The sequence below is a fragment of the Candidatus Villigracilis affinis genome (genome assembly GCF_016705895.1).
In the GTDB taxonomy this organism is placed as follows: domain Bacteria; phylum Chloroflexota; class Anaerolineae; order Anaerolineales; family Villigracilaceae; genus Villigracilis; species Villigracilis affinis.
In genome coordinates, this window is sequence record NZ_JADJKT010000039.1 from 19408 (window position 1) to 38498 (window position 19091).

At 50.7% G+C, this 19091-nt stretch carries 20 protein-coding genes; 18 read left to right on the forward strand and 2 right to left on the reverse strand.

Going from position 1 to position 19091, the window contains the following annotated elements; translation table 11 throughout:
• The first annotated feature begins 198 nt into the window (after positions 1–198).
• The 4 genes from IPI86_RS21345 to IPI86_RS21360 all read left to right on the forward strand — a co-directional run bounded on the left by IPI86_RS21345 (position 199) and on the right by IPI86_RS21360 (position 4626).
• A complete protein-coding gene (locus tag IPI86_RS21345; protein ID WP_345300049.1) occupies positions 199–1395 on the forward strand; it encodes a hypothetical protein in 1197 nt (398 codons plus the stop codon).
• A gap of 67 nt (positions 1396–1462) precedes the next feature.
• A complete protein-coding gene (locus IPI86_RS21350) occupies positions 1463–2356 on the forward strand; it encodes a sulfotransferase domain-containing protein (RefSeq protein WP_345300050.1) in 894 nt (297 codons plus the stop codon).
• Between the two features lie 44 nt (positions 2357–2400).
• Positions 2401–3780, forward strand: a complete 1380-nt coding sequence (locus tag IPI86_RS21355) for a VWA domain-containing protein (protein WP_345300051.1) — start codon at positions 2401–2403, stop codon at positions 3778–3780.
• Positions 3781–3810: 30 nt separating this feature from the next.
• Positions 3811–4626 carry a methyltransferase domain-containing protein gene (locus tag IPI86_RS21360; protein ID WP_345300052.1) on the forward strand — a complete coding sequence of 272 codons (816 nt, stop codon included), beginning with the start codon at positions 3811–3813 and terminating at the stop codon, positions 4624–4626.
• A 216-nt stretch (positions 4627–4842) separates the two neighbouring features.
• On the opposite strand, the gene IPI86_RS21365 is transcribed toward IPI86_RS21360, so the two are convergent.
• A complete protein-coding gene (locus tag IPI86_RS21365; RefSeq protein ID WP_345300053.1) occupies positions 4843–5544 on the reverse strand; it encodes a VIT family protein in 702 nt (233 codons plus the stop codon).
• A gap of 218 nt (positions 5545–5762) precedes the next feature.
• Here IPI86_RS21365 and IPI86_RS21370 point away from each other — a divergent pair, with 218 nt between their 5' ends.
• From IPI86_RS21370 to IPI86_RS21425, 12 genes are all read left to right on the forward strand, one after another.
• Complete coding sequence (locus tag IPI86_RS21370) at positions 5763–6896, forward strand: NAD(P)/FAD-dependent oxidoreductase (protein ID WP_345300054.1); 1134 nt, start codon at positions 5763–5765, stop codon at positions 6894–6896.
• Positions 6897–6922: 26 nt separating this feature from the next.
• Entirely contained in the window at positions 6923–7792 is an 870-nt protein-coding gene (locus IPI86_RS21375) for a metallophosphoesterase family protein (protein ID WP_345300055.1), read from the forward strand.
• A 67-nt stretch (positions 7793–7859) separates the two neighbouring features.
• Positions 7860–8219, forward strand: a complete 360-nt coding sequence (locus IPI86_RS21380; RefSeq protein WP_345300056.1) for a response regulator transcription factor — start codon at positions 7860–7862, stop codon at positions 8217–8219.
• A 141-nt stretch (positions 8220–8360) separates the two neighbouring features.
• A complete protein-coding gene (locus tag IPI86_RS21385; RefSeq protein WP_345300057.1) occupies positions 8361–8720 on the forward strand; it encodes a response regulator transcription factor in 360 nt (119 codons plus the stop codon).
• Positions 8721–8887: 167 nt separating this feature from the next.
• Positions 8888–9259: a response regulator transcription factor gene (locus IPI86_RS21390; protein WP_345300058.1), complete on the forward strand. Its 372-nt coding sequence runs from the start codon at positions 8888–8890 to the stop codon at positions 9257–9259.
• 544 nt (positions 9260–9803) lie between these two features.
• On the forward strand, positions 9804–10403 hold the full coding sequence (locus tag IPI86_RS21395; protein WP_345300059.1) for a TetR/AcrR family transcriptional regulator: 600 nt from the start codon (positions 9804–9806) through the stop codon (positions 10401–10403).
• A 1-nt stretch (position 10404) separates the two neighbouring features.
• A complete protein-coding gene (locus tag IPI86_RS21400) occupies positions 10405–11313 on the forward strand; it encodes an ABC transporter ATP-binding protein (protein ID WP_345300060.1) in 909 nt (302 codons plus the stop codon).
• On the forward strand, positions 11310–12098 hold the full coding sequence (locus tag IPI86_RS21405) for an ABC transporter permease (RefSeq protein WP_345300061.1): 789 nt from the start codon (positions 11310–11312) through the stop codon (positions 12096–12098). The genes IPI86_RS21400 and IPI86_RS21405 overlap by 4 nt, the downstream gene beginning before the upstream one ends.
• A gap of 4 nt (positions 12099–12102) precedes the next feature.
• Positions 12103–12405, forward strand: a complete 303-nt coding sequence (locus IPI86_RS21410; RefSeq protein ID WP_345300062.1) for an antibiotic biosynthesis monooxygenase — start codon at positions 12103–12105, stop codon at positions 12403–12405.
• Positions 12406–12426: 21 nt separating this feature from the next.
• On the forward strand, positions 12427–12834 hold the full coding sequence (locus IPI86_RS21415; protein ID WP_345300063.1) for an acyl-CoA thioesterase: 408 nt from the start codon (positions 12427–12429) through the stop codon (positions 12832–12834).
• Positions 12835–12868: 34 nt separating this feature from the next.
• A complete protein-coding gene (locus IPI86_RS21420; protein ID WP_345300064.1) occupies positions 12869–14122 on the forward strand; it encodes an MFS transporter in 1254 nt (417 codons plus the stop codon).
• A 13-nt stretch (positions 14123–14135) separates the two neighbouring features.
• On the forward strand, positions 14136–15389 hold the full coding sequence (locus tag IPI86_RS21425; RefSeq protein WP_345300065.1) for an MFS transporter: 1254 nt from the start codon (positions 14136–14138) through the stop codon (positions 15387–15389).
• Here IPI86_RS21425 and IPI86_RS21430 read toward each other — a convergent pair.
• On the reverse strand, positions 15371–16549 hold the full coding sequence (locus IPI86_RS21430; RefSeq protein WP_345300066.1) for a glycosyltransferase family 4 protein: 1179 nt from the start codon (positions 16547–16549) through the stop codon (positions 15371–15373). The genes IPI86_RS21425 and IPI86_RS21430 overlap by 19 nt on opposite strands.
• Positions 16550–16587: 38 nt before the next feature.
• Between IPI86_RS21430 and IPI86_RS21435 the strand changes: the two genes are divergently transcribed.
• Positions 16588–17532 (forward strand): hypothetical protein, encoded by a 945-nt coding sequence (locus tag IPI86_RS21435; RefSeq protein WP_345300067.1) that lies wholly within the window; start codon positions 16588–16590, stop codon positions 17530–17532.
• Positions 17532–19091, forward strand: coding sequence for a PQQ-binding-like beta-propeller repeat protein (locus tag IPI86_RS21440; protein WP_345300068.1), 1560 nt, complete (start codon positions 17532–17534; stop codon positions 19089–19091). Before IPI86_RS21435 ends, IPI86_RS21440 begins: the two co-directional genes overlap by 1 nt.

A 19091-nucleotide genomic window follows, 5' to 3' on the forward strand; every position in this document is an offset into this window, starting at 1 on the left:
TAATAGGTTTGCCGCACCATTAAAAACCATCTTCCTTTTGGCTGGATCGTTGCCATCGCGGGTATTTCTAAAAGAGAATCCCAATATCGGCATGGCTTTCCACGAAATCTCCCAACGCAGAAAAAAGAACAGGGAAAAATCACCCTAAGATCTGGAAGGGTTTCCATAAAATGAGGTGACGGCGCTGAGATTCCTATCATGCGGCCAAACACACTTCACATCATTGCCTTTCTTGCCATGCTCACCCTCTCGCTGGGAGCACCCACAGCCAGATCTGCACAAACCACGCAAAGGCTTCCCGCCTCAACTCCCACCCCGTCCCCTGCTCCAAAGGATACTGCGGCACCGACACAGCCTCCGTTTTATATTACCGCCACGGTTTGGGAAAGCCAGCCCGCAGCGGCCATCCTTACTTATCACAAGTTCAAGACCAACAGACCATCTACTTATAGCCTGGTCAGCAGGCTGGATTTTGAAGAGGAATTGGAAAACCTTTACCGCAGCGGATATGTATCCGTATCGCTTGAAAGATGGCTGGCAGGCGATATCCGCGTGCCTGACGGGAAACGCCCGGTCATCTTCAGCATGGACGATGTCTTCTTCAGGAATCAAATTACACTGACTCCCGACGGGGATCCTGCTAAAAACACAGGACTCGGCGTGGCTTGGGATTTCTACCAAAGACATCCCGAATTCGGATTTCACTGGGCGCTGTTCGCAAACCTCGGAGACAAGCCTTATGGCGAGGGCAGCATGGTGGAACAGGATATTCAACTGGCAAACGTGATCGTGTGGTGCATCGAACATGATGCCATGATCTACAACCACACGTTTCGGCATGTCAACTTGAAGAATACAAATGGACTCGGCGTGACTGCGGAACTTCGCTGGAACGATGAACAACTACGGAAATTGTTAACGCTCGTTCATCGCGCGGACCTGATTCCCAAATTGCGGAATATGGTGGCTCTCCCTGGCGGCAGGGCGCCCCGCTGGGATGATTCGCAGACCGCCCTTTATGGCTACGTGGATCCCGATGGAAGGAAAGTGCAAGCCATTTTCAACATCGACTACATCACGCGCCCAGATTTTCTCAAGCCGCCCTACGCGCGAAAATTCAATCCCGCGAACCTGCCGCGCATCGTTGCGAATCTCGAAGCAATCGATTATCTTGTGGAGAACAAGGATAAATATCCAGCCGCGAAGTCGTGCAAGATCGGGCCGCTCAGTGAAAGTCAAAGCAAATATCCGAGCTATCTTGCCAGACAGATATTGGATATGATCCAAAGCAGTGAATGTCCGCAAGGCGTTTATGTGACTGAGCAATTCGTTTTCTCGGCGAGTAGCGAGAAAGTCGATCTAATTCAAAAAATTCAAGCAGGCGGCCAGCCGTAATGATATAACCAGCTGCTTAATATAAAATCTGTACGGTGATTCAATCCATATTTTAGAGGTAACCAAAATGACCGACCAGGAAAGATTTACACGCCCGACCACGATACAAGACATGCAGGAACGCATGAAGGCTTTTTCAACGACAGAGGGATGGCAAAAGGGACTTGATTACAAACCTGACCCCACGGATGTATTCATCGTCACGCCTCCGAAATGCGGGACAACCTGGATGCAGCAGATCGTGCATGGATTAAGAACACGCGGCTCGATGGATTTCGATGAGATCACACGCGTCGTCCCGTGGATCAATATGGCACACGACACAGGTATCGACATTTACGCACCGCAGGTCGCTCATCCGCGCGCGTTTAAAACACACAGCACCATGGACGAAGTGCCAAAGGGCGGCAAATACATTGTGGTGTTACGTGAGCCGAAAGATGCGCTTCTTTCTCACTATTATTTTTTCGAGGGCTTCTTCTTCGAGAAGGGGTCCATTGACATCGAGACTTTCGCAAAGGAACACCACCTGCCCGGGCGCGCTGTTTTCAAGCACATCACAGCACTGTGGGAATATCGCAATGATAAAAACGTCCTGCCGTTGTGTTTCGAAAACATGAAAGCGGACCTGCCTCGGACCGTTGAACGGGTGGCAGAATTTATCGGCATCCCGCTCGATGACGAGTTGAAAGAGATCGTCGTCAGGCAGTCAGATATCAAATTTATGCAGGCGCACGAAGATCAATTTGAAGACCACATCATCCGCGAGAAACGCAGCGCAGCGATGCGGCTGCCCGTGGACGGTCAACTCTCCAAGGTGCGGGATGGGCAGGTCGGCAGTGCGAAGTTATCGGTGCCAGAAAATATCAAGCAGGAATTGGATGAAATTTGGAAAAACGAGATCACACCAAAGATCGGATTGAATTCATACGAGGATCTGCGAAAAGAATTGATGCATTAAATTGACAGGACCTTACAGGCCTGTCTTGATGGAGTAACTGAACCATGGAATCCCGAATCTTACAATTAATTGCAGCCTTGCGCGCCAGCGGAGTGCGTGTGTCTTTGGCCGAATCTGCCGAGGCATTTTCCGCCGTGGATTTGATGGGAATTCAAGACCGCGAGCAATTCCGTTTATCCTTACAGGCCACGCTCATCAAAGATGTGAAAGACCTGCCCACATTTGAAAAACTATTTCCGCTTTTCTTCGGCACGGGGCAGCCGCCGATGATGGGCGGGAATCCAACAGACGACCTTACGCCAGAGGAAATTCAAACGCTGGCGGAGGCATTGAAGCAGTTTACGGAGAATCTTCGTCAGCGTATGGAAAGGCTGATGAATGGCGAGCCGCTCACGAAGTCCGAATTGGAAGCGCTGGGTCAACTCGTTGGGTTGAATCAGGCGGACGATCTCAATTATCAAAACTGGATGGCACAGCGCATGATGCGCGCGATGGCGTTCCCTGAAATCCAGAAGGCGATGCGCGAGTTGATGGAGCAACTCCAGCAGATGGGAATGAACCGCGAACGCATCGAACAGATCCGCAATATGATTCAGCAAAACATGCAGGGAATGCAGGAACAGATTGAACAGTTTGCCGGTCAACGGCTTGCAGAAAACATGAGTGAAAGGCCGCGAGACGAGAATATCGATAATTTGATGAACCGCCCTTTTCAGGCATTGACGGATGCCGATAAAAAAGTTTTGCAGCGTGAAGTGAAACGACTCGCGGCTGTTCTACGGACACGCATCGCCCTGCGTCAAAAGCGCATGAAAAGCGGGCATATGGATCCGAAGGCGACCATCCGCGCGAACCTGAAATATCACGGTGTGCCGATGGAGATCAAATATAAAGATCGTGTGCGCAAACCGAAGATCGTGGTCATCTGTGACGTGAGCACATCCATGCGATTTTGCTCGGAGTTGATGTTAAGTTTTCTTTTTGCGCTGCAGGGACAGGTGCGCAAGACAGATGCTTTCGCATTCATCGACCATCTTGAATCCATCTCTGAGGATTTCAACGGCGCAAATGCCGATGAGGCGATCCAGTCTGTTTTATGGCGCATGCCCAGCGGACATTACAATACCGACCTCGGCCGGGCACTCGACAACTTCAACCATGAATACCTTGATACGTTGAACAGCGGGACAACTCTTATTATCGTTGGCGACGGACGTAACAACTACAACGACCCATGTATTGACATTTTCTCCTTGATGACCCGCCGCGCCACCCGAACCATTTGGCTGAATCCTGAACCCCCGGCCATGTGGCAGGGCGACAGCGATATGGCAAAATACGCACCGCTCTGCAACAACGTATTGAAGGTCAGTAATTTGCGGGAGCTGGCGAATGCAGTGGATAATCTGATGACGGGATCATGACTATGTTTTAGAAATAAAAAAGAGACACGCATGAACAATGACCACGCTATGCAGGAAATCAAAGATCACTGGGATCGGGATGGGCTAAGTCAGACCATTTATGATGCGTTGATTGCCTCAGGCAAACCGCTGGACACACTCACCCTCGAAGACCTCGCTCCGCTGGATCAATTTCATCGCGGCGGCAAAGGGTTCACAACCCGCCTCGCGCGTCTCGCCGACTTGAAATCAGGCATGAAGGTCCTTGATGTCGGCGGCGGGCTGGGCGGACCTGCGCGCACGCTGGCAGTTGAGTTCGGCTGTCATGTCACCGTGATCGATCTCGCGGAATCTTATGTGCTGGCGGGCAGAATGCTCACGGACCTGATGCACCTCAATGACCATGTGACCCATCAGGCTGGCAGTGCATTGGAACTTCCTTTCGAAGATCACGCCTTTGACGTCGTCTGGACTCAAAACTCGGGCATGAACATCATGGATAAGGAAAGGCTATATGCGGAAATTTACCGCGTCATTCGACCGAATGGCTTGTTCGCCACTCAGGAGCCGATGGCTGGCCCCAGGCAGCCGCTCATCTTTCCCGTCATGTGGTCACGCGATGGAACAGGAAACTTTCTGCGTAAACCTGAAGAGATACGCGCCTTGATCGAGTCGACGGGGTTTCAAACCCGCAAGTGGGATGATGTCACGCAAGAAAAATCGGCTGCGCCAGGTACGACAAACACACATACCATCCAAAATCTTGTGATGGGAGCTGATCTGCTGGCCGAAATCAGAGCTGCGGACAAACGCAATGATGAAGAAGAGCGCATTGTGATGATTCAGGCCGTCTTCGAGCGTTTTTAATTTCAATAGATTATCGCGGTGTCCCGTTCAATTCCCCCAATGTTTCGGGACGGTGAGCGGAAGTCGAACCGTCAACACAACGGGAGAGGGGAAATCGTCCCGATAAAATATTCATATCGGACGGGGTGAGGGAGATTTTAGAAGACAAGGTGGCAACTTAGATTAAATTAATTGAAAAGGCGTTTGAAAACGCATAAAAATTACGGCCTTTCTTACCTACCCAGCAACATTGGTTCCGAATAATTTCCCTACCAGAGCAGTTGCCAGCATAGCGAGTAATCCCCAAAATGTAACGCGTAATGCACCGATCCAAATATTTGCACCGCCAAGATACGCCGCCAACACTCCCATCAATGCCAGAAAAAATAACGAGCTGCCCACCACCAATGGGATCATTAAATTTGACGGTGCGAGCAAGACCGCAAGCAATGGCAGCACCGCCCCCACTGCAAAGGATAAGGCTGAAGCAAGCGCTGCCTGAATGGGCTGAGCGGTATGGATTTCACTCAGGCCAAGTTCATCGCGCGCATGCGCCATCAAGGCATCATGGGCCATCAACTGCTCTGAAACCTTTTTTGCCAAAGCGGGATCCAGCCCCCGCTTTATGTAGATGTTGGCAAGTTCCCGGTGTTCACCAGCGCTATCAGTCGCAAGTTCCTTTTTCTCGCGTTCCAGATCTGCTTTTTCAGTGTCTGCTTGTGAACTGACAGAAACATATTCCCCGGCCGCCATGGACATGGCTCCAGCAACCATCCCAGCGATCCCCGCGATCATCACATCACCGCGGACAGCACTCGCCGCCGCCACGCCCACTACCAGGCTGGCTGTTGAAACAATCCCATCATTGGCTCCTAAAACAGCCGCCCGCAGCCAACCGATCCGATCTGCGTAATGAATTTCAAAATGTCGTTTAGGCATTGCATTTCTCCTTAAGTATCCACGTCAACTTTATTCTACGCCAAATTCGACCATTTACACCTGCTATATATCATCATCTTTTTATGAGGATTAATAACAAATTGTGCGAGGCGTTCCGATATAGGGCGAAATCTCATTCAGTATTGGGGATTGACAATGAATCGAAACATATTAGGGCGGCAGTAAAACAGCGGGACATCTGCGGTACACTTGGGCGCATGTCCACTCCAAAACTTGATAATAATACGATCATCATCGGTGCGGGCCCGGCAGGGCTGGCGGCTGGAGCCTGCCTAAAACAGGCTGGGGTCCAAGTCACAATTCTCGAGCAAAGCAGCCAGGTTGGGTCGGTCTGGCGGCGGCACTATGATCGGCTTCATTTACATACCGATAAAAGAAATTCCGAATTACCCTTTGCGCCATTCCCAAAAGAATATCCGCGTTACCCGTCGCGCGATCAACTGGTTGGTTATCTTGAGGCGTACGCCCAAAAATTTGATTTGGACATCCGTTTCAATCAGCAAGTGAATTCTGCGCGAAAAGAAAATGGTCGCTGGGAGATCAAGACCCAGGACACGCTCTACCATGCATCCAATCTTGTGATCGCCACAGGATATGCCCGCGAACCATTCACCCCAGAATGGCAGGGACGGGAATTATTCAAAGGCAAAATCATCCATAGTTCTGAATATAAAAATGGCGCGCCATTCAAGGGACAACGCGTTCTGGTCGTTGGGTTTGGCAACTCAGGCGGCGAGATCGCCATTGACCTGTTCGAACATGGCGCAAGACCGAGCATTGCTGTTCGAAATGCAGTGAATGTCATCCCAAAGGAACTTGCAGGGATTCCCATCCTCTCGATCGGCATTGTACAAAACATCATGCCAGCCTGGATGGCAGATGCAATGAACGCGCCGATCTTGCGGGCCGTCATTGGGGATATCACGAAATACGGTCTTCGCAAATTGCCATACGGCCCAGCCACACAGATCAAAAACGAAAAACACATCCCATTGATCGATATCGGCACAATGAAACTGATCCGCGAGGGACATGTCACCGTGTATTCGGGGGTGGAGAATTTCGCAGAAAACAGGATCAAATTCACCGATGGAAAAGAAGCGGAGTTCGATGCGGTGATTCTGGCGACGGGCTATCATCCAAGAGTCAATACGTTTCTGCATGAAAAGTCAGCATACGATGAAAATGGCACGCCGATCTCCACGGGACGTGAGGCATCGACCCCAGGTTTGTACTTCTGCGGATATTACGTCTCCCCCACTGGTATGCTGCGCGAGATCGCAATGGAAGCGAAACAGATCAGCGCTGCGATAAAGAACAAGGCAGAATAATCAATTTGCTTTCAGGGATTTACAGCATGACAAAACTCGCGATCCTCTCCGACATTCACGGAAATCTACCCGCACTTGAAGCAGTACTTTCCGACTTAAGACAAGATGATGTAGACCAAATCATTGTCGCAGGAGATGTGATCAATTTTGGGCCAAGTTCCAATCAGACTGCGAAGATCGTGATCGATAACGGCTGGCCTGTCGTTCGCGGAAACAACGAATATTTTCTTCTGGATTATGGAACGCCTCGGGCTCCCGCCGATTGGGCTGATCCCGTCCAATTTGCTCCAACTTTGTGGACAAATCAACGCATCGATCCCGAACTGAAAAACGTCATCGCCACGTGGCCCGACACGCTGAACCTGCGTTTTGACGATGCGCCTCCCATTCAGGTGTTTCACGGTTCGCCCAACAGTTCCTGGGAATCCATCTACTGGACAATGACAGATCAGGAAATCGAAGGCCTGCTTTCAACAGTGGAAGCCGATTTCGTGATCTGTGGCCACACCCACCTGCCAATGGATCGTCAGGCGGGCAAATGGCGCATCTTCAACCCTGGCTCGGTTGGCGTGCCGCTTGACGGCATATTTTCCGCCAGCTACATGCTCCTGGAAGGAAATGGTCAGGGATGGGTTCCGACGTTTCGCAGGGTTAATTTCGATTACATGGCAATTTTCGAAGAATTTGAAAAAACAGGTTTTAATGTTCAGTGTGGACCTATTGGCAGGCTGGTCCTGGAAATCTACAAAACAGCCCGCCCCACATTCGGTTTTTTGGCATGGCGCGCGGCACATAGAGTAAATATGCCGATCAGCGACGCCCTACTGGATGAATACCTGCAAGCTTGTGAATGGTGGGAGTACGCGCACCCCGCCTACCACATCAAAAATGGATGAATTGCTTGCGCCATTAACTTTTTAATTGTATGATTGAGAAGAATTTCATAAATATTGGGAAGATGCAATGGCTAAAATAATGATCGTAGACGACGACCCGCAAGTCATAACATTATTAAAGAGATACCTTTCCGTGGAAGGTCATGAGGTCATCGCAACCACGCACAGCTCAAAGGCCATCATTTTGGCAAACGATGAGCATCCCGACCTCTTCATCCTTGATCTGATGATGCCTCCGCCAGATGGATTCACCCTGTGCAGCATGTTACGTGCAGACCCCGCTTTCGTGCGGACCCCCATCCTGATCATCACAGCCATGGCTGACAGCAACAGCAAGGCAACATCTTTTGGCGCGAATGACTACCTTGCCAAGCCATTTAATCTCGATGAACTCTCTCTTCGGATATCAACCCTGCTAAGCGGTTGATATCCATACAACACATTCCCAACAGTCATACTCATTGATTGACCTTTTTCATCTGGCAAATACTGCGTCACATCTACGCGAGTTTTCAGACAATGTGGATAAGACCTGTTGTAAAACATTCCAACAACGAGGAAAAGAAATATGTCAAAAATATTGATAATTGACGACGACATGGAAACCACAAAGCTTCTGGAAAGCCTTGTAAAAATGAACGGCCACTCGCCCACCTCGATCAACAACAGCGCAGATGCGATCGAAACCGCGAACTCGGTCATCCCCGATCTTATTTTGTTGGATATTATGATGCCCAGGATCAACGGCATCCAGCTCTGCAAAATGTTTCAGTCGACCCAGACCCTCAAGGATATCCCCATTATCATTGTCTCAGCCCTGAATGATATCGGCAGCAAAAAAGACGCTTTTAACGCCGGTGCCAAGGATTTTATTACAAAACCCTTCCTCCCCAAGGAACTAACCCAGAAAATAAACGCACTGCTCTAGACCATTTCAGACAGCAACTTACAGATTTGCGAGGAAGACCGCACCTGCCACTTATCAGCGCAGCGGCGGTCTTTCGGTTAAATGCGTCTCGGGTATAATAATGACGTATTTAATGATTATTTCAAATTTTTGGGATAAAAATTCATCCACTTCATCAGGAAAATGTCATGACAAAAATCTTGATCGTTGACGACGATAAGCAAGCCACAGACTTACTGCAAAAAGTTCTCACAGTGGAGGGATACGAAACAACCGCAGTAAACGACAGTTCCAAAGCGGTGCAAATAGCCGATTCCATAAATCCGCACCTCATCATTTTGGACCTCATGATGCCCGACCCCGACGGCTTTAAAGTATGCAGAATGCTGCGACAAACCCCAAGATTTATCTTTACGCCGATCATTATCGTCACCGCATTGGATGACAGCGACAGCAAGGTAGTCGCCTTTGGTGCTGGAGCAGACGACTACCTCACCAAGCCTTTCCACATTGACGAACTTTCCCAAAGAGTAAAAGATCTGCTTGGCCGTACGGAATAGTTCCCCCGCCCCTACATAATCCCCTGCAGCAATTCGACCGTTTTTTGCTTGATCTCCGAAATTGCAAGCACATGCTTTCATAGTTCAGACCTAAATCCCGCTGTCTCGGTTTCCGAGAGCGGGAATTTTTTTCCACATCCACTTTGATCTCTTTCAGGCGGGTATTGATTTCCACGGTCTCATCATGTCCATTTTCCCCACTTTGAACAAAAAGCTTATGTCTGCGAAGCAACAGGGTTTTCGCTTCATGAAATAGCCATTTTGGGAAGTAAAGCATTCGCAAATCCGACCCACTTTGCATGGCTCAGACGGAATTATTTTGCGGCTTCCTGAATGGCTTCTTCTCAAGCAGGATCGCCGCCCCATCAAGATAATCGGCATATACGATACTTTCTACGCCGTCGCCTGCTCCCTACAAATTGACTTAGGTGAACGCCCAATCTGCACTTTTCAAAAACACCAGTCAACAGTCTTGACTCTTATCAGGTTTTGACTATAATATCAGTGACTATTTTTACTAAATTAGTCACAAGAAGAGGAACCCATGCCAAAAGCGTTTTCAGATCAGGAAAGAGACACCATCCGCGCTCAAATGCGTGAAAAAGGGAAAAAGCTCTTCGAGAAGCACGGCCTAAAAAAGACAAGTGTGGATGAATTGACCGAGGCTGTTGGGATTTCGAAAGGCGCCTTCTATTTGTTCTTCGAATCAAAAGAGGAATTATTCCTTGAGATCCTCGAGCAGTTCGAGAAGGAGATCCAAACGAGCATCCTTGATTTCGCCGTCAAGCCAAAAGCCAATGCGCGCAAGAATGTCAGCGAGATGCTCGGGGGGTTGCTGCTTACCTGGGATGCCTATCCCCTGCTGAAAAATTTCAGCAAATCTGACTTTGATTATCTCGTGAGAAAAGTCCCTGCGGAACGAGTCATGCAGCACGTCAGCAACGATGAAGCATTTACAAATGAATTGATCAAAAAGATCAAACGGGAAGGCATCACCGTCAAGGCCTCTCCGCGAATTGTGAGTAACCTGATCAAGGGCCTGTTTTTCATGGGTCTGCATCGCGATGACCTGGGAGAGGATGCCTATCAGGAAACCATGAATGTAATGATCGACCTAGTAGCAGGATATATCGTCGGAGAATAAGATGAATTACGCGATCGAAACAAGTGATCTGTCAAAACAATATGGCGATGTGCATGCCGTGAATCATGTCAGCTTGCAGGTGAAGCAGGGTGAGATATTCGGTTTCCTTGGTTTGAACGGCGCAGGCAAGACCACAACCATCCGCATGCTTTTGGGGATGATCCGCCCGAGCGAGGGAAATGTCAAAGTGCTGGGGCAGGCTCTCGGTCCAGGTGGACGCGGGCCGTGGGCGCAGGTGGGGCATCTTGTGGAGAGTCCATCGGCATATCCCGAATTGACTGTCCGCGAGAATCTGGATATCGCCCGCCGACTATATGGATTGAAAAACCCAAAAGCCGTGGATGATGTGATGGAAAAACTTTCCATCGCCTCCTATTCCAAACGGAAAGCTGGCACGCTTTCGATGGGAAATCTTCAACGCCTTGGCCTGGCGCGCACAATGATCCACAATCCAAGCCTGTTGATTCTGGATGAACCCGCAAATGGGCTCGACCCTGCGGGTGTGGTTGAAATCCGCGAGTTGCTTGCTGATCTAGCAAAAAACGGCGTGACCGTTTTTATGTCCAGCCATATTCTCACCGAAGTGGACAGGCTTGCCACACGAATAGGAATTATTCATAAAGGCAGAATTATCGAAGACCTCGATGCAAGCAAGCTCGAGCAATTCCGCGCGCGACGATTGGAGATCAGAGTCCGTGACTTTGCAAAAGCACACACGATTTTGACTAAAGAACATTATTCAGCGACGATCCACGAAGGTTCGATTTTCATCACCGATGCGCATGCGCTCGAAGCACCAGATGAAATCGCATGTTTACTCGTCAACGCGGGTACTCCACCCACCCACCTTGCGGTGGAACAGCAAAATCTCGAAGAACATTTTATGCAACTAACAGGAAGTAAAAAATGAATGCTTATCTCGCCGCTTTACAAACCGAGAGTCTCAAGGCGTTTCGCTCGAAAGTGCCTGTGCTAACCATGCTAGGATTTTTTATCGCGCCATTGATCGGTGGTTTATTCATGGTCATCTTGAAAGACCCCGAGGCTGCAAAATCCATGGGGCTGATCGGCACAAAAGCGCAATTGACCGCAGGCGTGGCAGACTGGCCGACATTCTTCAACCTGCTTGCGCAAGCGACAGCCATTGGCGGCGCGATCATTTTCGCAATTGTCACCACCTGGGTGTTCGGCCGTGAATTCTCAGACCACACTGTAAAGGAACTGCTCTCCCTGCCCACATCGCGCGAGGCGATCATTGCCGCAAAATTCACTGTGATTGTTTTATGGACTCTCACCTTAACCCTGCTCAGTTACGGGCTTGGTTTGATCGTTGGGAATGCTGTTGTCATCCCGGGCTGGTCGAGTGAACTCCTCCGCTCAGCGACCATCGACATTCTCGGCGCGGGGATCCTGACGATCATGCTGCTGCCTTTCGTGGCCTTCCTCGCCAGCATCGGGCGCGGATTTATGGCCGCCTTTGGCTGGGCGATCTTTACTGTCGCCATTGCGCAGATCGCTGTGGTAATGGGCTGGGGCAGCTGGCTTCCGTGGTCGGTGCCTGCCCTGTTCAGCGGGGCGGTTGGTCCGCGCGCTGAAGTGCTTGGAATGCACAGCTATATCATTGTGGCGCTTTCAAGCGCGATCGGATTCTTCATCACATTTTATTGGTGGCGCAATGCCGACCAGACAAAGTAAACCAATGTACATCATTATTTGGGCATATCAAGTAAAGTCAGAGCACCTGGCAAGCTTCGTGGAAATATATTCCAACGATGGCGCGTGGGCAAAGCTATTCGGCAAAAGCGCAGGCTATCTTGCAACTGAATTGCTGCATGACGAAACAGATACCCTTCGGTTCGTGACCATTGATCGTTGGGTATCTGCGGCTTCATATCTCAATTTCAAGGCACAATGGCAGGCGGAATATAATGCCCTGGATGCCCAATGCGAAGGCATGACCGAACAGGAAGTTTTGATTGGCAGGTACAGCCAACCAATATAGATACGCGGTAAACTTGGGCATATGCCCATCTCCCCCATTTATTCAAAGACAATTCACATTCCCGAATCTGCAATTGACGAGAACGGCCATGTCAACAATGTGACCTACGTGCAATGGATGCAGGACATTGCCGTGGAGCATTACGCCTCCATCGGCGGCATTGAGGCACAAGGCGCAGATTCAACCTGGGTGGTACGCGAGCACAAGATCGAGTATTTTCTCCCAGCCTTTCTCAGTGAAGAGATCGAGATCAAGACCTGGGTGGAAAATATCCGCCGCGTGCGCTCCCTGCGCAAATATGAATTCACCCGAACATCTGATGGCAAGACCCTCGTCAAAGGCGAAACCGATTGGGTCTTCGTAGATGTCAAAACTGGCAGTCCACGCGCCGTGCCAGAAGCCGTAATCAAAGTATTCAACCCATCTTAAGCGAAATAACTTTATTGGTAATCGGAGATGTTTTATGACCACGGCCGCACAGGCAGCAAACCATAATCCCATTCCACTTTACTCACTATTCACAGCCAATATCATCTCGCTTGTTGGCAACATCTTTTCCACGATCGCAATCCCCTGGTTCGTGCTGCAGACCACTGGCAGCGCCGCGCAAACAGGCATCACAGGCTTCTTCACGATCCTGCCGATGGTGTTGGCGGGCTTTTTCGGCGGCACGCTTATTGACCGTCTCGGCTACAAACGCACCAGCATCATTGCAGACATCGCCAGCGGCATCGCCACGGCACTAATCCCCATTTTCTATTTCACGATTGGACTGGAATTCTGGCAGCTCATGGTGTTGGTTTTTCTTGGTGCATTGCTTGATACACCCGGCAACACAGCGCGCCATGCCCTTTTGCCTGACCTCGCCAAACAGGCAGGCATGTCCATCGAACGTGCCACTTCCCTTGCGCATGTCATCGAGCGCGGATCAAGGATCATCGGCGCGCCTCTGGCAGGTTTGCTGATCGGCATTATGGGTACAGCCAATGTCCTCTGGCTGAATGCGGTCTCATTTTTAATTTCAGCGGGGATCATTGGCCTGATGATTACAGATCACAAAACAGTCAAACGCGATGAAGGGAAAACTACAAACTATTTCGCTGAGATGAAGGAAGGACTGCGCTTCATCTCAAACGACAAGTTGATTCTGACCATCGTCATCATGGCCATGCTGACGAATTTCCTCGACGCGATCTTTGGCGGCGTCTTACAGCCAGTCTACGTCAAGGAGGTTTACGGAAGCGCAATCGGCGTGGGATTGCTTCTGGCCGCAAACGGCGGAGGCGCCGTCATTGGCGGATTGATCTTCGCATCCATTGGGCATCGCCTGCCCCGTCATGCTCTTTTTGTTGGCGCATTTATTTTTACAGGCATACGATATTGGTTTTACCTTTCCTACCCGCCTCTTTCTGTTTTGGTCATCACTGGGCTTATCTTCAGCCTCGGTGCGGGACCGCTCAGCCCGATCCTTGGCGCAGTTGAGTTTGAACGCATTCCCCCAGACATGCGCGGACGAGTCTTCGGCACGATCACAGCCAGTTCCGGGCTCGCCATGCCGCTGGGAATGCTGATCGGCGGTTACTTCACCGAACGCTTTGGGCTGTCGCTCATGTTCATCTGGTTGGGTATCACGTTTTTTGTAATCACCGTCAGCATGGCATTCATCCCCGTGATGAAGGAAATGAACAGAAAAACTCAAGTCACTGTTTATCAATAATCGGAGGTATTTTATGACAGCAGCCGTACCCGAAGTAAACCATAACCCCATTCCGCTTTACTCATTATTCACTGCCAACATCATCTCGCTCGTTGGCAATATCTTTTCCGCGATCGCAATTCCCTGGTTCGTGCTGCAAACCACCGGCAGCGCCACACAAACAGGGATCACGGGTTTCTTTACGATTCTGCCTGTAGTGCTGGCAGGTTTCCTCGGCGGCACACTCATCGACCGCCTTGGCTATAAGCGCACCAGCATCATCTCAGATCTCGCCAGCGGCGTGACAACTGCGCTGATTCCCATCTTTTATTTCACGATTGGGCTGGAATTCTGGCAGTTGATGATCCTGGTCTTCCTTGGCGCGCTGCTTGATACCCCCGGCAGCAGCGCCCGCCACGCCTTGTTGCCCGAACTTGCTGAACAAGCAGGCATGCCCATCGAACGCGCCACTTCCCTTACACATGTCATCGAACGCGGCTCAAGGCTCATCGGCGCACCTTTGGCAGGTCTGCTGATCAGCATCATGGGCACAGCCAATGTCCTCTGGCTGGATGCAATTTCATTTTTCATCTCCGCAGGAATCATCGGCGTGATGATCGCGGCACCTAAAACGGTTAAATCTGAAGAGGAAAAGAAAGCTGGCAACTATTTTGCAGAGATGAAGGAAGGACTGCGATTCATTGCAAACGATAAGCTGATTCTGGCCATCGTTATTATGATCATGCTGACAAATTTTCTGGATTCCGTTTTTAGCGGCGTGGTGCGACCAGTCTACGTGAAGGCGGTATACGACAATGCAGTCAGCCTGGGGTTGTTGATCGCCGCCAATGGCGGAGGCGCAGTCATCGGCGGATTGATCTTCGCCTCCATCGGGCATCGTTTGCCACGGCACACTGTTTTCGTAGCCGCATTCGTTTTGACTGGCCTGCAGTTTTGGGTGTACGCCCTACAACCCCCGATCTACATTCTGGCCGCATCCGTCCTTATCACCAGCATGGGCGCGGGACCGCTAAACCCCATCATCGGTGCGGTGGAATTCGAACGCATCCCGCCAGATATGCGCGGACGAGTCTTCGGTGCGGTCACGGCTGGCGCGTGGATGGCGATGCCGTTTGGGATGTTACTGGGCGGCGTGCTCACTGAAAAATTCAGCTACCTGCCAATGTTGATTGCACTTGGGATCACATACTTCTTTACCACTATAAGCATGGCTTTTATCCCCGCGATGAAGGAAATGAATAGAAAAGTTCAGGCTGCTGCAGACTGAGTCAACAACTTCTCATACACCTTCAATAATTTCTTCTGCGATTCGTGCCAGGTGAATTGGGTCAGCGCGCGTTCGGAGGCGGATTGGGCCAGGCGTTTGGATAATTCAAAATCATTCAGCAAGGCAATGGTTTGCCTGGCAAGGTCTTCGGAATCGCTAGGAGAAAATAACAGCGCATCCATATCTTCGCGGACAAGCTCACGCACGATGGGCATGTTCGAAGCCAATAAAGGACGCCCTGCCGCCATATATTCGAGGACTTTGATCGGGCAGGCCCCCTGCGTGACATTTCTATCATTCAGGCCAAGCGGGGCAACACAAATATCTGCGCTGGCGATGAGGGCAGGGATCTCGTGATGCGGCACGGCAGGCTGCACAGTCACATGCTCTTCGACGCCAAGTTTTCGAATTTGCTTGGCGAGCATCTTGCGCTGACGGGAACGCCCGCGCCCGACAATGAGCAAATGGACGGGTTGTTTTTCGAGGATCTTGGGCAGCGCCTTGACGACGATGTCCAATCCCTGCCAATCGGCGAGGGTGCCGATGTATAACAACACAGGGACTCGTCCATCGCGGGGGGGCAGCGGGGATGCAGAAAAATCCGAGGCGCTGACTCCGTTTGGGATGACAGTGACCAGCTTGCGGTTAAGTCCGAGCGAGGCAATGTAGTCGCGAGTCACATTCGAAGGGCAGATGATCGCGTCGCTTAAGTGCAGTGTCGCGATTTCCTGTTCCTTTATTTTCAAAAGCAATTCAGGGTCGAGCCCCGGGTAATGATATTTGAGTTCGATCGACGGCAGGCCGTTCACTTCAAAAAGTGTTTTGTAGCCAAACCGTTTTTTGTTCTGCGCGATGGAAAGGCCGTCCCAGATATTTCGATAATGAACGACATCGTAATCCTGATTCAGCGCCAGGTGGGCCGAAACCGAACGTCCGAAATGCATGGCACGGGCGAGAAAATTCTGCGAGAGGTCCTGCGAAATGCGGGTGACCTGCGCACCTTCAATAGTATCTTCGGTGGGTAGAAGCCCGTCGTTGGGCGTGATAAGATGGGCATCGTATTTCCCATTGACCAACCCGCGCAAATTGTGCAAAATATGTGTGGATGCGCCCTTTGGGCTTGGTACAATATCGAACGCGGTATATAGGATCTTGGTCATTGTTTAAATTATAAGCTATAAGCCACTCGGAGGAATGTATGCCAGCTTTATGTATCTTGGGCGTAGCCGGTGTTGTTGTTTTAGCGTTGTTCTTTTATCTACTGAACACCGCCCGCAAAAAGGTCGCCGCCCCCACCAGCATTTCAGGAAAAAAGGAATACGCACCCGTGTATGTATCGATTGCCGACAAACCGGACTCGATCATGCTTGGTATGGAGCGATTCAGGGCCGAGGTGCAAAAGACTGAATCTGCTGGTGATAAGTGGCGCTGGATTCCCTTGATCATTTTCTTTGTTGGTCTGGGCTTGATGGCCATTGATGGTCTGCTCCTTTTGCTTGGCTATTTCTCGCTGGTCTTTTCGGCGGGTGGTTTTTTACTGTGGCTCGCGGCTTTTATCATGGCACGCAGTCTGCGAAGAAGCGACACACTTGATTTTGCCCCGCGTTACAAAGGCACCAAGGAAATCCTGCACACCCTGCGCGATGACCTCAAACCCGGTGGCACCTTTCTGGGCCATCTTGATCTGACCGGTGCACTGCTGAAAACAAAAGTGGCGCGCGAAACAAAAGACACTCAAAACCGCACCACACAGTATTTCCGCGATGAGTGGCTTTCACTCAAGGCAAAACTTTATGACGGAAACATCCTGCGTGTGTCTGCCATTCAAAAATCAAAGAAACGCACGTCTTATTGGAAGCGAAGCCGCATCAGCGGAAAATCAAAACTCAAACCTGAAAAATTCAAAGGCTCCGCACACGACCTGAAGATCCGCATCGTGGTCAATCCGGAAGCGTACAAGATCGTTCCGAACAAAGACTTCAGACAGGGCGTGAACATCGGGAAATACACCGTCACACAATTGAGCACGGATGGCGGCATGATCAACGTTGTCGCCAGCTCCCCATTCGATGAAGTGGAACAGGAACAGATCCTGGGCTTTTTGAAATCAACTTATTCTCTATTACAACGAAAGGCTGCATAATGAGTCGCAAAACCATCCCCTTTATTATTGCATTTGTACTCTCCTGTCTCGTCATGGTCGTGGCGGGCGTATTCTCCTTTAGCGGTGCGGTGACCGCCGAAAAATTCGGCAGCACCACAGCCTGGTCGCAGCCATACGATATCGCGGAAAGCATGAAGGTCATCGACTTGAGCGGCGATGGACAGGATGAGCTATTCATTCAAAACGCCAGCGGCGTACGGGTCTACGACCCCAATGGAAATATTCTCAATGACTTTACCTACGACAGCCCGAAGACCACACTTGGCGATGTCAACGGTGACGGTGTCGAAGACATCGTGGTCTATCACAGCGGCAATTTCTTTTCTGTGGATACCATCATCAATGGGCAGCAGAAGACCATCGCCAGCGAACTCCCCGTCTTCGTGCCTGCGCGGGTCGCATTGATCCGTTTTGATGGCGGCTCGGAAATCGTTCTTGGCGATGTTTCAGGCAGCATCGCATCCATCTCCACAAGCGGACAGGTGTTATGGCAGTCTGACTTCGCAAACGAAGAAATCCGCGGCATGGACGATGCAAAGATCGGCGGAAAGACTTACGCCGCGATCGCTTCGCACGACGGGACAGTTGGTGTCTTCGACGCGCAAGGGAATCCCGTCTGGCAGATCAGCCAGGAACAGTTGCGCCGCATGCGCGCCTTCGACTTGAACGCGGATGGCAACAGCGAAGTCATCACCGGCGGCGAGTATGGCGCGTTCTACATCTACAGCGCAGTGGATGGCTCGACCATTTTCAGCAAATCACTCGGGCAGGCGGTCAGTGAAGTGCGCGAAGTGGAATTGAACGGCGACCCGTCTTCGCGGGAGATCATTGTCGGCGGGAAAGACGGCGGCATCTGGGCATTTTCCTACAATGGCACAACTACCACTCAAATGTGGACCGCTTCCCTATCTGACAAAGTAACCGAGATCTCGGGTCTTGATATCAACGAAGACGGCAAGGAAGAAGCGGTCATCGGTGACGATTCAGGCAAGGTGGCCGTGTTCACCGAGAACGGCACGCGTAACAACCTGCCTTCCCACGACAGCGGCATCACCCGTATTGATATTGGAAAATTAGGCAACGAACGCTACGTGGTGATCGCCGATGGCGGTGCAGTACAGGCAAACAAGGTCAATTTTAATTCCATTCCAGGCTTTCAATTTACGCCGCTCATCGTTGGGTTGATCGTTTCCGCGATCATGCTGGTCATTGCAGGAATTCTTGCCTCCATTCCACCGAAGCCCGAGATGAAGGTCTCCTTTCAGGATAAGAGCAAGGAATCCCTCGAAGCGCAGCGCCGCATGTTGAAGGAATCCATCGCTGACGTGGAGCGCTTGCGCAAAGCCGGTGAAGTGACGGGTGATGCATATCTGGCACGGCTCAAACGTCTGCGCGGCGACCTAGCTGACAATGAAGAAGCCTACAAAAAAGCGGGTTTTTCCATCAAGGTGGAGACCTTCCAATGCCCCAACTGCGGCGGCACGCTCGAACTCGGCATGGATAAATGCGAATACTGCGGACAGGTAATCCTTTCGTAA

Coding starts and splice junctions, on each gene's coding strand:
- IPI86_RS21355 (WP_345300051.1), top strand. CDS start 2,401: ATGGAATCCCGAATCTTACAATTAATTGCAGCCTTGCGCGCCAGCGGA.
- IPI86_RS21430 (WP_345300066.1), bottom strand. CDS start 16,549: ATGACCAAGATCCTATATACCGCGTTCGATATTGTACCAAGCCCAAAG.
- IPI86_RS21440 (WP_345300068.1), top strand. CDS start 17,532: ATGAGTCGCAAAACCATCCCCTTTATTATTGCATTTGTACTCTCCTGT.
- IPI86_RS21420 (WP_345300064.1), top strand. CDS start 12,869: ATGACCACGGCCGCACAGGCAGCAAACCATAATCCCATTCCACTTTAC.
- IPI86_RS21410 (WP_345300062.1), top strand. CDS start 12,103: ATGTACATCATTATTTGGGCATATCAAGTAAAGTCAGAGCACCTGGCA.
- IPI86_RS21360 (WP_345300052.1), top strand. CDS start 3,811: ATGAACAATGACCACGCTATGCAGGAAATCAAAGATCACTGGGATCGG.
- IPI86_RS21370 (WP_345300054.1), top strand. CDS start 5,763: ATGTCCACTCCAAAACTTGATAATAATACGATCATCATCGGTGCGGGC.
- IPI86_RS21350 (WP_345300050.1), top strand. CDS start 1,463: ATGACCGACCAGGAAAGATTTACACGCCCGACCACGATACAAGACATG.
- IPI86_RS21400 (WP_345300060.1), top strand. CDS start 10,405: ATGAATTACGCGATCGAAACAAGTGATCTGTCAAAACAATATGGCGAT.
- IPI86_RS21390 (WP_345300058.1), top strand. CDS start 8,888: ATGACAAAAATCTTGATCGTTGACGACGATAAGCAAGCCACAGACTTA.
- IPI86_RS21395 (WP_345300059.1), top strand. CDS start 9,804: ATGCCAAAAGCGTTTTCAGATCAGGAAAGAGACACCATCCGCGCTCAA.
- IPI86_RS21405 (WP_345300061.1), top strand. CDS start 11,310: ATGAATGCTTATCTCGCCGCTTTACAAACCGAGAGTCTCAAGGCGTTT.
- IPI86_RS21345 (WP_345300049.1), top strand. CDS start 199: ATGCGGCCAAACACACTTCACATCATTGCCTTTCTTGCCATGCTCACC.
- IPI86_RS21380 (WP_345300056.1), top strand. CDS start 7,860: ATGGCTAAAATAATGATCGTAGACGACGACCCGCAAGTCATAACATTA.
- IPI86_RS21365 (WP_345300053.1), bottom strand. CDS start 5,544: ATGCCTAAACGACATTTTGAAATTCATTACGCAGATCGGATCGGTTGG.
- IPI86_RS21435 (WP_345300067.1), top strand. CDS start 16,588: ATGCCAGCTTTATGTATCTTGGGCGTAGCCGGTGTTGTTGTTTTAGCG.
- IPI86_RS21375 (WP_345300055.1), top strand. CDS start 6,923: ATGACAAAACTCGCGATCCTCTCCGACATTCACGGAAATCTACCCGCA.
- IPI86_RS21385 (WP_345300057.1), top strand. CDS start 8,361: ATGTCAAAAATATTGATAATTGACGACGACATGGAAACCACAAAGCTT.
- IPI86_RS21415 (WP_345300063.1), top strand. CDS start 12,427: ATGCCCATCTCCCCCATTTATTCAAAGACAATTCACATTCCCGAATCT.
- IPI86_RS21425 (WP_345300065.1), top strand. CDS start 14,136: ATGACAGCAGCCGTACCCGAAGTAAACCATAACCCCATTCCGCTTTAC.